The sequence below is a fragment of the Cryobacterium sp. M25 genome, from assembly GCF_002929635.1.
Classification (GTDB): Bacteria; Actinomycetota; Actinomycetes; order Actinomycetales; family Microbacteriaceae; genus Cryobacterium; species Cryobacterium sandaracinum.
In genome coordinates this window covers 62,363-77,228 of record NZ_PJJU01000058.1, presented here as the reverse complement: position 1 = coordinate 77,228, position 14,866 = coordinate 62,363, and the positions used below count along the sequence as shown (strand labels likewise).

The following is a 14,866-nucleotide window of genomic DNA, read 5'->3' as shown; positions in this document are numbered from 1 at the left end:
CAAAATTCATTGTCATGGTTGTGCTCCGTGTCGCGGAATCGTACGCTCTCAACAACTTCGGCAACGACGCTGGGAGCGCATCTGATGCACACTGTCCACACTGGGGAGACCCCCGACATTCTTCTGCAGCTGCTGAGCCCCGAGGGGAAGCGGCTGGCCGACGCCGATCTGGATCCCTGGGTCGCGGAGGTGACCGGGGCCGACCTCGCGGCGCTTTACCAGGACATGGTGGTGGTGCGCCGCATCGACGCCGAGGCCACGGCGCTGCAGCGTCAGGGAGAGCTGGGGCTCTGGCCGCCGTTGCTCGGCCAGGAGGCCGCGCAGATCGGCTCGGGCCGCGCGCTCCGCGCCGACGACTTCGTCTTCTCCAGCTACCGTGAGAACGCCGTCGCCTGGTGCCGGGGCGTAGCGCCCACCGACATCCTCCGGGTGTGGCGCGGCACCGCGCAATCCGGCTGGGACCCGCTGGTGTACCGAATGGCGACGCCCAGCATCATCATCGGGGCGCAGACCCTGCACGCCACGGGCTGGGCGATGGGAGCCGTGTTCGACGGCGCGGACTCGGTGGCCGTGGCCTACTTCGGCGACGGCGCGACCAGCGAGGGCGACGTCAGCGAGGCGCTCGTGTTCGCGGCGAGCTTTCAGGCGCCGGTGGTCTTCTTCTGCCAGAACAACCACTGGGCCATCTCCGAGCCGGTCGGACTGCAGACCCGCTTCGGCATCGCCGGCCGGGCCCCCGGGTTCGGCATTCCCAGCCTCCGAATCGACGGCAACGACATCCTGGCCGTGATGGCCGCGACCCGGCTGGCCCTGAACCGGGCCCGCACCGGGGGAGGCCCCACCTTCATCGAAGCCGTCACCTACCGGATGGGCCCGCACACGACCGCGGATGACCCCACTCGCTACCGGCCGGCAGCCGAACTCGAGGAGTGGGCGAAGAAAGACCCGATCCTGCGACTGCGACGGCTGCTCGACTCTCTCGGCCTGTTCACCCCCGAGCTGGAGTCCGAGACCCAGGCACTGGCCGACGCCACGGCCGCCGAGCTGCGCGCCGGCTGCATCGGCCTGCCTGACCCGGAGCCGTTGACCGTGCTCGCCAACGTCTACGCCACCCCGCACGCCGGGGTCGACCGCCAGCGTGCGGAGTACGCGGCCTACCTGGCGAGCTTCGAGCCGACCGGAGGGAAGGTCTGATGTCAATCGAAACCATCCGGAGTGCTCCGGCTACACGCGCGAACGGCTCGACGCCGGTGCCTGCGCCGGTGCCTGTGACGCCGGTGTCGCCGATCGAGGCGGCGCTGACGGACACGAAGACCCTGACCCTGGCCAAGGCGATCAACGCCGGGCTGCGCCAGTCCATGCTCGACGACCCGAAGGTGGTGCTCCTCGGCGAGGATATCGGCGCCCTCGGCGGCGTGTTCCGGGTGACCAGCGACCTGCTCGCCGAGTTCGGGCCGAACCGGGTCGTCGACACCCCACTGGCCGAGTCCGCCATCATCGGCACCGCGGTGGGGCTGGCGTACCGCGGCTACCGCCCGGTCTGCGAGATCCAGTTCGACGGCTTCATCTTCCCCGGATTCGACCAGATCGTCAGCCAGGTGGCCCGGTTCCACTACCGCACCCAGGGGGCCCTGCGCATGCCCATCACCATCCGGGTGCCGTTCGGCGGCGGCATCGGCGCCGCCGAGCACCACTCCGAATCGCCCGAGGCCTACTTCACGCACACCTCGGGCCTGCGCGTGATCGCGGTCTCGAACCCGCAGGACGCCTACAGCCTGATCCGCCAGGCGATCGCCTCCGACGACCCGGTCCTCTTCTTCGAGCCCAAACGCCGCTACCACGTTGCCGGCCCGGTGACCCCGCAACTCGGCGAGCCCTTCGAGAGTGCCCGGGTCGTGGCCGCCGGCACCGACGTCACGCTGATTGCCTACGGAGCGCTGGTGACCACGGCGACGGATGCCGCGCTCGCCGCCTCCGACGAGGGCATCTCGGTCGAGGTCATCGACCTGCGCTCGCTCTCGCCCATCGACTACGTCGTCGTCGAGGCATCCGTTCGCAAAACCGGCCGGCTCGTCGTCACTCACGAGGCCGCCCGCTCGGGCGGGCTGGGTGGCGAGATCATCGCCGAGGTCACCGAGCGCTGCTTCGACTACCTCGAGGCCGCACCGGTGCGGGTCACCGGCTTCGACATCCCGTACCCGGCGGCGAAGTTGGAGAGCCACCACCTGCCCGACCTCGACCGCATGCTCGATGGCGTCGACCGAGTGCTGGGACGACGACGATGATCAAGGTTTTCAGGTTGCCCGACCTTGGCGAGGGGTTGACCGAATCGGAGATCGTTGCCTGGCGGGTCGCGCCCGGCGACACGGTGACGCTCAACCAGCTCATCGCCGAGGTCGAGACGGCCAAGGCCGTCGTCGAGTTGCCGTCGCCCTTCGCGGGCGTGGTCGCCGAACTCCACCAGCAGCCCGGCACCACCGTGCACGTGGGTGACCCGATCGTCTCCTTCGAGGTCGCCGGCGCCGAGCCTCCCTCAGTTCCTTCAACCGCTTCTCCCGCCGATGCGGCTCCTGCGGCTCCTGCGGATCCTGCGGCTCCTGCTGGTCCTGCGGCTCCTGCTGGCGAGCCCGAACGGCTGGCCGTGCTCGTGGGGTACGGCGCAGCGGTCGAGCGTGGCGGGCGGCCGCAACGACGGGCCCGCGCGGGGGTCTCTACTCCGACGCCGGCCTCAACGTCGGCCGCGGCCTCGACGTCGGCGCCGGCCTCAACGTCGGCCGCGTCACCCGCGGCTCGGGAGGTGCCGGCTACCGGGGAGCGCCCGCGGTCCACGCCGCCGGTGCGCGCGCTGGCTCGCACACTGGGCGTCGACCTGACCCAGGTGACCGGGACCGGTCCGACGGGCTTCATCATCCGGGAGGACGTGGCGGCGTACGCCGCCCCCGCAGCCCTCGGCGTCTGCCACACACCGAACGAACCGGGACTCGAGCTCGGGCGCGCCGAACCGGATGACCGGCCCCCGGCATCCGTGCCCCGTGCCCGGGAAACCCGCAGCCCGATCCGGAGTGTGCGCAAGCAGACCGCCGCCGCCATGGTGCAGAGCGCCTTCACCGCGCCGCACGCCACGGAGTTCCTGACCGTGGATGTGACGCCGACGATCGAGCTGATCGACGCGCTGAAACGCGACCGGGGGTTCGCCGACGCGCGCATCGGCGTCCTTGCCGTGGTCGCGAAGGCGCTCTGCCTCGCCGTCGCCCGCACGCCCGAGGTCAACACCCGCTGGGACGAGGCGGCCGGCGAGATCGTGCAGTTCCACTACGTGAACCTCGGCATCGCCGCCGCCACGCCGCGCGGGCTGATCGTGCCCAACATCCCGGATGCCGACCGGCTGGCTCTCGCCGACCTCGCCGCCGCGCTCGCCGCGCTGACCAGCGCCGCCCGGGCGGGAGCGACCAGCCCGGCCGCCCTGCACGGCGGCACGATCTCGATCACCAACATTGGCTCGTTCGGCATCGATGCGGGCACGCCGATCCTGCCTCCGGGGGAGGCCGTGATCCTCGCGCTGGGAGCGATTGCGCCGCGGCCGTGGGAGTATCGCGGCGAGGTCGCGCTGCGGCAGGTGGTCACTCTCAGCGTCGCCTTCGACCACCGTCTCGTCGACGGAGAGCAGGCGGCCCAGTTCCTGACCGATGTCGCCGGCATCCTCGCCAACCCCGCGCGCGCCCTCGCCCTCCTCTAGGATTCAGTGGTCAGCCTCTAACGAATTCGCCGGAGATTTTGCTCCCACAGCCCGAAATGCGGGTCAAGACGGGCATTTTTCCAAAAATCTCCGTCGAATTGGTTCGCAGCCTGCGGGAGCCGGCCGGCGAGGGATGCCCCCGAGCGCGCCTTGACGGGGCTCGGACCGCGCAGCAGAGTGGGGGGATGAAATCACCGGGCACCCTCCTCACCCCTCTCGACACCGAGTCCGTGCTCGCCGGCGGAGCCTTCGTCCACCTCGACGGCGCCCTGCACGGCTCGTTCACGACCCGGGACTTCGCCTCGGCTGTGCGCCTGGTCGACCAGGTTGCCGAGGCGGCGGATGCGATGAATCACCACCCCGACGTGCGGCTCGGCTACGGCCGCGTCGGCTTCTGCCTTTCGTCCCACGACGCCGGCGGCGTGACCGACCGCGACCTGCGGCTTGCGCTGCGCATCCAGGAACTCGCGGATGCGCAGGGCGCCGACCGTGCGCCGGTGCGGCCGGCCCGCTATGACGTGGCGATCGACTGTACCGACGCCGGAGCGATCCGGCCGTTCTGGCGGGTGGGTCTCGGCTACGTGGAGGTCGACAGCGAGGGCGAGATCGAACTCGTCGATCCACACGGCCAGGGCCCGCGGGTCTGGTTCCAGACGATGGATATCGCGCGCACCGAGCGCAACCGCATCCACCTCGACGTGTATCTGCCCACGATCGACGCCGAGTCCCGGGTGCAGGACGTCATCGCCGCCGGCGGCGATCTCCTCACCGACGAGCACGCCCCCGACTGGTGGGTCCTGGCCGACCCTGAGGGCAACGAGCTCTGCGTCTGCACCACCGTCTCCTGAGCCGTCTCCTGAGCCGGCGACTGAGCCCGCGACTAATTCGTCTGATGGCTCGTCGACGGGTCGTGGACTGAGCCGCTGAAGCCCCGGCTACCCGCCGAGATCGACACTTCCGGTCGAGGTCGACAGACACACCGGTCGACCTTGACCGCAACGGTCGACGTCGACGGATGCCCGGCTCACGCGGGCGCGAGCCCCTCGCCTGCGAGCCCCACGCCCGCGAGCCCCCCGGCCCCGAGCGCCGCGAGCGCCATCTCCTCGAGCAGCGGCCGCACCTTGCCGCTCGGCGACGCCGGCAGCGTGTGCGGGGTCGAGTTCAGTAGTCCGAACGTCGCCTGGGCACGGATGCGCAGCAGCTGCGCATCAACCTCGGGGTGCACTTGCCCGAGCACGCGCACCCACACCTCCACGTAGGTGCGCTGCAGGGCGCGCACCTGGTGCCGGTCCGGGGCGGCGAGGCTGTCCAGGTCCCGGTCCTGCACGCGGATGACGTTCGGATGCGAGAGGGCGAAGTCCGTGTGGAAGCGCACCAGCGCGTGGAGTGCGCCCGCGGCATCCGGAGCGCCCGCGACCACGGCCTGCCCGCCCGCCACCAGCGTCTCGCTGACCTCCACCAGCAGCGCGGCCAGCACGGCCGGCTTGCCGCTGAAGTGCCGGTAAACGGCCGGTCCGCTCACGCCGACGGCCGCGCCGAGGTCCTCGATCGAGACCCCGTTGTAGCCCGACCGGGCGAACAGCGTGGCGGCGGCCCCGAGCAGTGCCTGCCGCCGGTCGGCCTTGGCCTGGCTCCGAGCCGTCGGCGAGGACGGGAGGACTCCCATTCGGTGCTCCGTTCACGCGGAAACTCTGGACAACTCAGTTATGAACCGCTAACCTGACTTTCGGTTAGTGCACGCTAACTGTACCGGCTGAACACTCAAGCGGGAAAGCGGGAAGTCGTCGATGGAGACACTCGCGAGTCTGATCGACTCGACCAGTCCGGCCTTCGACGCGAACGCCACCGCCCACCGCGAGCTCGTCGCCGACCTGCGCCGCCGCCTCGCCGTCGTCGCCCTCGGCGGTCCCGAGGCCTCCCGCCAGCGCCACCTCGCCCGTGGCAAACTGCTGCCGCGCGAACGCATCGACCGGCTGCTGGATGCCGGCAGCCCCTTCCTCGAGATCGCGCCCCTGGCCGCCACCGGACTCTACGGCGACGACAGCCCCGGTGCCGGCCTGATCGCCGGGATCGGGCTGATCCACGGCCGCCACGTGCTCGTCATCTCCAACGACGCCACCGTCAAGGGCGGAACCTACTACCCGATGACGGTCAAGAAGCACCTCCGGGCGCAGGAGATCGCATTCGAGAACCGGCTCCCGTGCGTCTACCTGGTCGATTCGGGCGGGGCCTTTCTGCCGCTGCAGGACGAGGTCTTCCCCGACCGTGACCACTTCGGCCGCATCTTCTACAACCAGGCCCGGATGTCGGCGGCCAAGATCCCGCAGATCGCCGCCGTGCTGGGATCCTGCACCGCGGGCGGCGCCTACGTGCCGGCGATGAGCGACGAAACCGTGATCGTGCGGAACCAGGGAACCATCTTCCTCGGCGGCCCGCCGCTGGTGAAGGCCGCGATCGGCGAAATCGTCACGGCCGAGGAGCTCGGCGGCGGTGACCTGCATGCCCGCACCTCCGGGGTGACCGACCACCTCGCCGAGGACGACGAGCACGCACTCCAGATCGTGCGCGACATCGTTCGTTACCTGCCCGCGCCTCCGCCGCCGGCCTGGCCGCGGCTGCCGGCCGTCGACCCCGTTGCCGACCCGGCCGAGCTCTACGGCGCGGTGCCGACCGACCCGCAGGGCCGCTACGACGTGCACGAGGTGATCATGCGTCTGGTTGACGGCAGCGAGTTCCATGAGTTCAAAAAGGAGTACGGTACGACCCTGGTCACCGGCTTCGCGCATCTGCATGGCCATCCGGTCGGCATCATCGCCAACAACGGTGTGCTGTTCTCCGAATCCGCCCTCAAAGGGGCACACTTCATCGAGCTGTGCGACCAGCGCGGCATCCCGCTGCTGTTCCTGCAGAACATCTCCGGTTTCATGGTCGGCCGCGACTATGAGGCCGGCGGCATCGCCAAGAACGGCGCGAAAATGGTCACCGCCGTCGCCACCGCGCGCGTGCCCAAGCTCACGGTCGTGATCGGCGGGTCGTTCGGCGCCGGCAACTATTCCATGTGCGGCCGCGCCTACTCGCCCCGCTTCCTCTGGATGTGGCCGAACAGCCGCATCTCCGTGATGGGCGGCCCGCAGGCCGCATCCGTTCTCGTCACCGTCAAACGCGAGCAGCGGGAGAAGGCCGGCCAGCCCTGGTCGACGGATGCCGCGGAGGAGGTCACCGCGGCCGTCACCGCCCAATACGAGCGGCAGGGCAGCCCCTACTATTCGACCGCCCGGCTCTGGGACGACGGGGTGATCGACCCGGCCGACACCCGCACCGTGCTGGGCCTGGCCCTCGACGTTGTTTCCGGGCCACCTCTGCCCGAGACCGCTTTCGGCCTCTTCCGGATGTGAGGCGCACCATGACACCGAACGCACCGACACCGAACGCACCGACACCGAACGCACCGACACCGCACTTGACACCCTTCGAGACCGTGCTGGTCGCCAACCGCGGCGAGATCGCCTGCCGCATCATCCGCACCCTGCGCACGATGGGCATCCGTTCGGTGGCCGTCTACAGCGACGCCGACCGTGATGCGCTGCACGTGAGCCTCGCGGATGCCGCGGTGCGCCTCGGCCCGGCCGCGCCCCAGGCGAGCTACCTGAACATCGACGCGATCCTGGCGGCCGCGGCGGCCACCGGCGCCGACGCCGTGCATCCCGGCTACGGATTCCTCAGTGAGAACGAGGCCTTCGCCCGCGCCTGCGCCTCCGCCGGCCTCGTCTTCGTCGGACCGGGTCTGAACGCCCTTGTCGTGATGGGCGACAAGATCCGCGGCAAGAACCATGTCGCCGACAGCGGTGTGCCCGTCATTCCCGGGTTCTCCCGGCCCGGCCAGACCGACGACCAGCTCATCGCCGCCGCGGAGCAGGTGGGCTACCCGCTCCTGATCAAACCGTCCGCGGGCGGCGGCGGCAAGGGGATGCTGCGGGTCGACGCCGCGGGCGAGCTCGCCGCGGCGCTCGTCACGGCCCGGCGCGTGGCGCAGGGCGCGTTCGGCGACGACACGCTGCTGCTCGAGCGCTTCATCGACAGTCCCCGCCACATCGAGGTGCAGGTGCTCGCCGACGCTTCGGGCGCCGTGATCCATCTCGGTGAGCGCGAGTGCTCCCTGCAGCGCCGCCACCAGAAGGTGATCGAGGAGGCTCCGTCGCCGCTGCTCGACCCGGCCACGAGGGCACGCATCGGAGAGGCAGCCTGCCAGGCCGCCCGGAGCGTCGGCTACACCGGCGCCGGCACGGTGGAGTTCCTGGTCTCCGATGCGGCCCCGGACCAGTTCTTCTTCATGGAGATGAACACCCGGCTGCAGGTGGAGCACCCGGTGACCGAGCTGGTCACCGGCCTCGATCTGGTCGAGTGGCAGCTGCGCATCGCCGCGGGGGAACCGCTGCCGCTCACCCAGGCGGAGGTGGTGCTCACCGGGCACGCGATCGAGGCGCGCCTCTACGCCGAGAACCCGGCGCGCGGTTTTCTCCCCAGCCAGGGCACCGTGCGCAGCCTGTCCGAACCGGTCGGCGAGGGCATCCGGGTCGACAGCTCGCTGCGTCCGGGCCTGCCGATCTCGGGGGTCTACGACCCGATGCTCGCCAAGGTGATCGCCTGGGGTGCTGACCGCGCCGAGGCCCTCGCCCGCCTCGACCGGGCGCTCGCCGACACCGTGGTGCTCGGGGTGCACACCAACGTGGAGTTCCTCCGGTTGCTGCTGCGCGACCCCGACGTGTGCGCCGGCCGCCTCGACACCGGCCTGATCGAGCGCAGCCTGCCCGGTCTCGGACTCCGGGGGATGCCCGGGCAACCGCTGCCCGACCACCTGCCGGCCGCCGCGGCCCTGTTCCTGCACGCGCGCGCCACCGCCACCGCCCGCACTGCCACCGCCACCGCCCGCACTGCCGCCGCGGGCACCGGCACGACGAGCGCCGCCGCCGGCCTGTGGGCACAGCCGAGCGGCTGGCGGCTCGGCCCGGCCCGGCCGGTGCACTACAGCCTGCGGGTCAGCGCCACCGAAACCGTCGACGTTGCCGTGCTGACCGGCCCGGACGGCCTGAGCGTGGCCGTCGACGAACGGATGCCCGTTCCCGGCCGACTCGCGCCCGTCACCGGCCGCGCCGACACCTTCGCCTGTGAACTGTGCGGCCGCCTTGAGGTGCTGCAGCTCGTGTCCGACGGCCCGCGCCTCTGGCTCGGCCAGAGCGGTTTCGGCACCGAGCTGGTGCACCGCTCCCGGGCCGAGCAGCTCGCCGACCGCCTCGCCGGCCTCGACCGGGCCGGGGGAGAGGCCGGGGCGGCCCGGCCGGAGGTGCGCTCGCCGATGCCCGGGACCGTGGTTGCCGTGCACCTCGCCACGGGCGACCTGATCGTCGCCGGCCAGCGCATCCTCACCGTGGAGGCCATGAAAATGGAGCACCATCTGCTGGCCGAAACGGATGGCCGGCTCACCATCGGCGTGCATCCGGGTGACCTCGTGCGCCTCGACCAGATCGTCGCCACAGTCACCGCCACCGCCGTGACCACCGGGACGGAAGCCACACCACCAGCCACGCCAGTCAAGGGAGACCCAACGTGAAACAGGAACTGACCGAGCAGCAGCAGCAGCTCAGCGACACCGTGCGCGACTTCGCCGACATGGTCGTAGCGCCGGCCGCCTACGAGTACGACACCAAGCGCAGCCTGCCCTATGACATCATCGCCCAGATGGGGGAGTTGGGCCTGTTCGGCCTGCCATTCCCGAAGGAGTACGGCGGCCAGGGCCAGGACTACTTCGCGCTCTGCCTCGCGGTCGAGCAGCTTGCCCGGGTCGACCAGTCCATCGCCGTCACCCTCGAGGCCGGCGTGGGGCTCGGCATCATGCCCGTCTACCGGCGCGGAACCGAGGCGCAGAAGCAGGAGTGGGTGCCGCTGCTGACCAGCGGGCGCGCGCTCGCCGCGTTCGGGCTGACCGAGGCGGATGCCGGCTCCGACGCCGCCGGCACGAAGACCACGGCCGAGCTCTCCGGCAGTGAATGGGTGATCAACGGCACGAAGCAGTTCATCACCAACTCCGGCTCCGAGATCACCCGGCTGGTCACCGTGACAGCCGTCACCGGCGAGTCCGAGCGCCCCGACGGCTCGGTGAAGAAGGAGCTCACGGCCATCCTCGTGCCCACCCCGACCCCGGGGTTCACGGCGCTGCCGGCTTACGACAAGGTGGGCTGGCACACCTCCGACACGCATCCGCTGCTCTTCGAGAACGTGCGCGTGCCCGAGGCCAACCTGCTCGGCGAACGCGGCCGCGGCTTCGCCAACTTCGTGCAGACCCTCGACGAGGGGCGCATCGCCTTCGCCGCGCTGTGCACGGGCGCGGCGCAGGGCTGCCTCGAGGAGGCCATCCGTTACGCCAACACCCGCAATGTGTTCGGCCGGTCGATCGGCTCCAACCAGCACATCGCGTTCAAGATCGCACGGATGCAGGCTCGCGTGCACACGGCCCGCCTCGCCTACTACGACGCGGCCAGGAAAATGGTTCACGGACACCCCTTCAAAATGGAGGCCTCGATTGCCAAAATGGTGGGAAGCGAAGCCGCCATGGACAACGCTCGCGACGCGACCCAGATTTTTGGCGGCTACGGGTTCCTGAACGAGAACCCGGTGGCGAGGCACTACCGCGATTCGAAGGTGCTCGAGCTCGGTGAAGGCACTACCGAGGTACAGCTGATGGTCATCTCGCGGGCGCTTGGGTTCACCGGTTAGGCAGGAGGAAAATGAACGACGAACGACGCACGATCGAGCAGCGCGGGCTGTATTACGAGGAATTCGACCTCGAGGCCCGCTACCGGCACAGCCCCGGTCGCACGGTGACCGAGGCCGACAACGTGCTCTTCAGCACGCTGACCATGAACTCGCAGGCACTGCACCTCGACGCGGCGTGGGCGGCCACCCAGCCGTTCGGGCAGCGCCTGGTCAACTCGATGTTCACGTTGGCGACGCTGGTGGGCAGTTCGGTCGCGCAGCTGACGCAGGGCACGATCGTGGCGAACCTCGGCTTCGGGGAGGTGACGTTCCCGCATCCGCTCTTCCACGGCGACACCCTCTACTCCGACACGATCGTCACCGCCCGCCGGCTGTCGGCGTCCCGGCCGGGCCAGGGGCTGGTCACGCTCCGGCACACCGGTCGTAACCAGGAGGGCGACGTGGTGGCCACGGCCGAGCGCACGGTGCTGGTCTGGTGCCGGGCGTCCGTCCAATGAGCTTCGACCTTGGACCCGCGCTGCTGTTCTGCCCGGCCGACCGCCCCGACCGGTATCGCAAGGCGGCGGAGCGGGCGGATGCCGTGATCCTCGACCTGGAGGATGCGCTCCTGCCCGGCAACCGGGCACGCGCTCGCGGCCTGCTGGTCAGCCATCCGCTCGACCCCGAACGCACCGTCGTGCGCGTCAACCCGGCCGACACGCCCGACTTCCAGCTTGACCTCGCCGCCCTCGACGACACCCTGTACCGCTACGTGATGCTGCCGAAGACCGTGAGCGCCACCCACCTCGCCGCTCTCGCCCGGTTCGAGGTGATCGCGCTCTGCGAGACCGCCGCGGGGGTGCTCGCCGCCCCCTCGATTGCGGCCGAGCCCAATGTGGTGGCGCTGATGTGGGGCGCCGACGACCTGGTGGCCTCGCTCGGTGGCAGCTCGAGCCGGTTCCCCGACGGCAGCTACCGCGCCATCGCCCGCCACGCTCGGTCCGCTGTGCTCCTGGCGGCCGGGGCCAACGACAAGGCGGCCGTGGACGGCGTGTTCCTGGCCATCCCCGACCTCGAGGGTCTGCAGGCCGAGGTGGTGGATGCGGTCGCGAGCGGATTTCGCGCCACCGCCTGCATCCACCCCAGCCAGGTACCCGTCATCCGGGCCGCCTACCGGCCCACGCCTGCCGAGGTCACGGCGGCGTGGCAGATCCTGGAGGCGGCCGCGGGAGAGGGGGGCGTGTTCGCCTACCAGGGGCGCATGATCGACGCGCCCCTGCTGCGCCACGCCGAGGCGGTGCTGCGGCGGGCGGCGGCCGTCCCGCCGGAACCGGGATTTCCGACGGGATCGGCTCCGGCCGACTCGGTGGAGCACTAGCTGCCTCTGTTCGGCGTCGAACCAATTCGACGGAGATTTTGGCGATAAACGGATACTGCAGCGGTTTACAACCGTTTTGGAGCAGAATCTCCGTCGAATTCGTTCACGGCGCAGCGCGGGGCGGGGCGACCGCTGATTGCCCGAACCGCGTAAGCCCTGCGGAATACCCGAGGCCCCTTGTGGCTTAATCAGGAGATACGTCTGGCCACGCCGGGCATCCGTGCCGGTTCCGCACTGTTCCGGGGCGGCAGGTTCACGCGGGCGACGGATGTCCTGAGTTGACCACACGCGCGGGCACGGCCGGGGCCGACCCACCCCAGGGGAGCCAGGGGCTCCAACCGGTTCGCTGGGCTCCTAGGCGGCGTTGGCCGCGAGGGTCTTCTCGATCGCCTGCACGATCTCGTCGGACTCCGGCTCGACCGTCGACGCGAAGCGGTTGACGATCTCACCCTCGGGACTCACCAAGAACTTCTCGAAGTTCCACTTGATCAGACCGGGCAGCAGGCCCGACTTGAACTTGGTCAGCTGAGCGTAGAGCGGGTGCTGGTGCCTGCCGCGCACGTCGACCTTCACGCTCAGCGGGAAGGTGACGCCGTAGTTCATCTGGCAGAACGACTCGATGTCCGCCTCGGCCCCTGGCTCCTGTCCCATGAACTGGTTGCAGGGAAGGCCGAGCACGACGAGTCCCTCGTCCTGGTACTTCTGGTAGAGCGCTTCGAGACCGGCGTACTGCGGGGTGAACCCACATTTCGAGGCGACGTTCACGACCAGGACGGCCTTGCCGCCGAACTGGCCGAAGGTCGTTTCCGTGCCGTCGATGAGGGTGAGTGGGGTCGAATAGAGCTCTGAGGCAGACATGTGTCCGACGCTACCGGTGCTGCCTTCGAGAAGGCTGGGCAGGGGAGCGGTGAAGGGGCTGACCAGGCTGCGATAGAATGGGGCGTCATGAGCATCATCCGTGCCCTCTCGACTGCCGTGTCGATGACTTCACGGACCTGACGCCACCGCCTTCGGACTCAGCCTCAACTCCGACCCGATCGGACATTAGCGTCCGCCCCGGGCGAGGCCGCCCGAATCCAGACTTTGCACGATCTGTTCACCAGAACATCCGTTCACCAGGACCCGACCACGGTCCACTACGCGAGATACGCCCGCGACGCGCGCGTTTTCACACTGAGAAATGAGTTTTTTTGACCAAGCACCCGCTCGACCTGTCCACGCCGCCGCAGCTGCCCAGGCGCGGCCTCCGCGTCACCCCGCTCGGCGGTCTCGGCGAGATCGGCCGCAACATGACGGTCTTCGAACACAAGGGCAAGCTCCTGATCGTGGACTGCGGCGTTCTCTTCCCCGAGGAGACCCAGCCCGGCATCAACGTGATCCTGCCCGACTTCTCGTCGCTGCGCGACCGCCTCCAGGACATCGAGGCCATCGTGCTCACCCACGGCCACGAAGACCACATCGGCGGCGTGCCGTACCTGCTGCGCGAGCGCAAGGACATCCCCGTCATCGGATCGCAGCTGACCCTGGCCTTCGTCACAGCGAAGCTCGAAGAGCACCGCATCACGCCGCGCCTGATCGAGGTCAAGGAGGGTCAGCGCCGCAAGGCCGGCCCGTTCGACCTCGAGTTCCTCGCCGTGAACCACTCGATCCCCGACGGACTCGCCGTCGCGATCCGCACCGAGGCCGGCCTCGTGCTCGTCACCGGCGACTTCAAGATGGACCAGTTCCCCCTCGACAACCGCCTCACCGACCTCCCCGGTTTCGCCCGGCTCGGAGAAGAGGGCGTCGACCTGTTTCTGACCGACTCGACCAACGCCGAGGTTCCCGGGTTCACGGTGACCGAGGAAGACATCCGCCCGGCCATCGACGCCGTCTTCCGTACCGCTCCTCGCCGGATCATCGTCTCCAGCTTCGCCAGTCACGTGCACCGCATCCAGCAGGTCATCGACGCCGCCGCCCGCCACAACCGCAAGGTGGCCTTCGTCGGCCGCTCGATGGTGCGCAACATGGGCATCGCCGAGAAACTGGGCTTCCTTCAGGTGCCCAAGGGCCTCCTGGTTGACGTCAAGGCCTTCGACCGGATGAAGGACGACAAGGTCGTCCTCATCTGCACCGGTTCGCAGGGTGAGCCCATGGCCGCGCTGGCCCGCATGGCCAACCGCGAGCACACCATCAAGATCGGTGAGGGCGACACCGTTCTGCTGGCCAGTTCGCTGATCCCCGGAAACGAGAACTCGATCTACCGGGTCATCAACGGCCTCACCCGCTGGGGTGCCAACGTCGTGCACAAGGGCAATGCCAAGGTGCACGTCTCCGGCCATGCGTCGGCCGGCGAACTCGTCTATGTCTACAACATCGTCAAACCCAAGAACGTCATCCCGTACCACGGCGAATGGCGCCACCTCAAGTCCAATGCCGATCTGGCCATCCGCACGGGCGTCCCCGAGGACCAGGTCCTCGTCGTCGAAGACGGCGTGGTCGTCGACCTCGTCGACGGTGTCGCGAAAGTCACCGGCCGCGTGGCTGCCGAGCTCGTCTTCGTGCACGGTATGACGGTCGGCGGCGGCGGCTCCGAGGAGGCTCTCGCCGACCGCGTGCAGCTCTCCAACGACGGCGCCGTCACGATCCTCGGCATCCTCGACACCCGAACCGGGCTTCTCACCGAGCCGGTCGAGTTCATCGCCCGCGGCTTCGTGCAGGACAACGAGTGGATCCAGGGCGCGACCAAGTCCATCGATGACGCCCTGCGCGCCGCGAACAAGGTCAAGATCGTCAACGGCGCAGAGCTCGAAGACATCTTCACGCAGAGTCTGACCCGCTGGATGCAGCGCAAGTACCGCCGCATCCCGGTCATCACCTCGGTCGTCGTCGACGCCTGATTGTAGCCGCCGGGCCACCGGGCCGTTCGGCTCGGTGGCCCTCCCGCTTCCTTCGCAACCAGAAACGACTCGGCGCTCATGACCCCTGAATTGTCCGGTAGGAAAAACGCCCGTCGGTCCCGA

12 protein-coding genes are annotated in these 14,866 nt (G+C 69.5%); 10 read left to right on the top strand and 2 right to left on the bottom strand.

All coding sequences use genetic code 11. The features are described from left to right. The first annotated feature begins 84 nt into the window (after positions 1-84). The 4 genes from pdhA (at position 85) to CXY81_RS14700 (ending at position 4,584) form a co-directional block, all read left to right on the top strand. Positions 85-1,194 (top strand): pyruvate dehydrogenase (acetyl-transferring) E1 component subunit alpha, encoded by a 1,110-nt coding sequence (pdhA, locus tag CXY81_RS14715; protein WP_104169541.1) that lies wholly within the window; start codon positions 85-87, stop codon positions 1,192-1,194. Further along, on the top strand, positions 1,194-2,285 hold the full coding sequence (locus tag CXY81_RS14710) for an alpha-ketoacid dehydrogenase subunit beta (protein ID WP_104195296.1): 1,092 nt from the start codon (positions 1,194-1,196) through the stop codon (positions 2,283-2,285). The genes pdhA and CXY81_RS14710 overlap by 1 nt, the downstream gene beginning before the upstream one ends. After that, positions 2,282-3,736, top strand: a complete 1,455-nt coding sequence (locus CXY81_RS14705; RefSeq protein WP_104195295.1) for a dihydrolipoamide acetyltransferase family protein — start codon at positions 2,282-2,284, stop codon at positions 3,734-3,736. The genes CXY81_RS14710 and CXY81_RS14705 overlap by 4 nt, the downstream gene beginning before the upstream one ends. Before the next feature lie 185 nt (positions 3,737-3,921). After that, entirely contained in the window at positions 3,922-4,584 is a 663-nt protein-coding gene (locus CXY81_RS14700; protein ID WP_158252076.1) for a VOC family protein, read from the top strand. Between the two features lie 176 nt (positions 4,585-4,760). On the opposite strand, the gene CXY81_RS14695 is transcribed toward CXY81_RS14700, so the two are convergent. Next, the gene (locus CXY81_RS14695; RefSeq protein ID WP_104195293.1) at positions 4,761-5,402 is read right to left on the bottom strand and encodes a TetR/AcrR family transcriptional regulator; all 642 of its coding nucleotides are present in this window, start codon (positions 5,400-5,402) and stop codon (positions 4,761-4,763) included. A 121-nt stretch (positions 5,403-5,523) separates the two neighbouring features. Here CXY81_RS14695 and CXY81_RS14690 point away from each other — a divergent pair, with 121 nt between their 5' ends. The 5 genes from CXY81_RS14690 to CXY81_RS14670 are packed head-to-tail and all read left to right on the top strand — an operon-like array spanning position 5,524 to position 11,864. Next, positions 5,524-7,131: a carboxyl transferase domain-containing protein gene (locus tag CXY81_RS14690; RefSeq protein ID WP_104169546.1), complete on the top strand. Its 1,608-nt coding sequence runs from the start codon at positions 5,524-5,526 to the stop codon at positions 7,129-7,131. Between the two features lie 8 nt (positions 7,132-7,139). Beyond that, positions 7,140-9,344 carry a biotin carboxylase N-terminal domain-containing protein gene (locus CXY81_RS14685; RefSeq protein ID WP_104195292.1) on the top strand — a complete coding sequence of 735 codons (2,205 nt, stop codon included), beginning with the start codon at positions 7,140-7,142 and terminating at the stop codon, positions 9,342-9,344. Beyond that, entirely contained in the window at positions 9,341-10,507 is a 1,167-nt protein-coding gene (locus CXY81_RS14680; protein WP_104195291.1) for an acyl-CoA dehydrogenase family protein, read from the top strand. The genes CXY81_RS14685 and CXY81_RS14680 overlap by 4 nt, the downstream gene beginning before the upstream one ends. A gap of 11 nt (positions 10,508-10,518) precedes the next feature. Next, positions 10,519-11,004 (top strand): MaoC family dehydratase, encoded by a 486-nt coding sequence (locus CXY81_RS14675; RefSeq protein ID WP_104195290.1) that lies wholly within the window; start codon positions 10,519-10,521, stop codon positions 11,002-11,004. After that, positions 11,001-11,864 carry a CoA ester lyase gene (locus CXY81_RS14670; protein WP_104195289.1) on the top strand — a complete coding sequence of 288 codons (864 nt, stop codon included), beginning with the start codon at positions 11,001-11,003 and terminating at the stop codon, positions 11,862-11,864. Before CXY81_RS14675 ends, CXY81_RS14670 begins: the two co-directional genes overlap by 4 nt. 354 nt (positions 11,865-12,218) lie before the next feature. Here CXY81_RS14670 and CXY81_RS14665 read toward each other — a convergent pair whose 3' ends face one another. Continuing rightward, positions 12,219-12,722 (bottom strand): glutathione peroxidase, encoded by a 504-nt coding sequence (locus CXY81_RS14665; RefSeq protein ID WP_104195288.1) that lies wholly within the window; start codon positions 12,720-12,722, stop codon positions 12,219-12,221. Positions 12,723-13,054: 332 nt separating this feature from the next. Here CXY81_RS14665 and CXY81_RS14660 point away from each other — a divergent pair, with 332 nt between their 5' ends. Continuing rightward, complete coding sequence (locus tag CXY81_RS14660) at positions 13,055-14,743, top strand: ribonuclease J (protein ID WP_233191417.1); 1,689 nt, start codon at positions 13,055-13,057, stop codon at positions 14,741-14,743. Positions 14,744-14,866 lie beyond the last annotated feature (123 nt).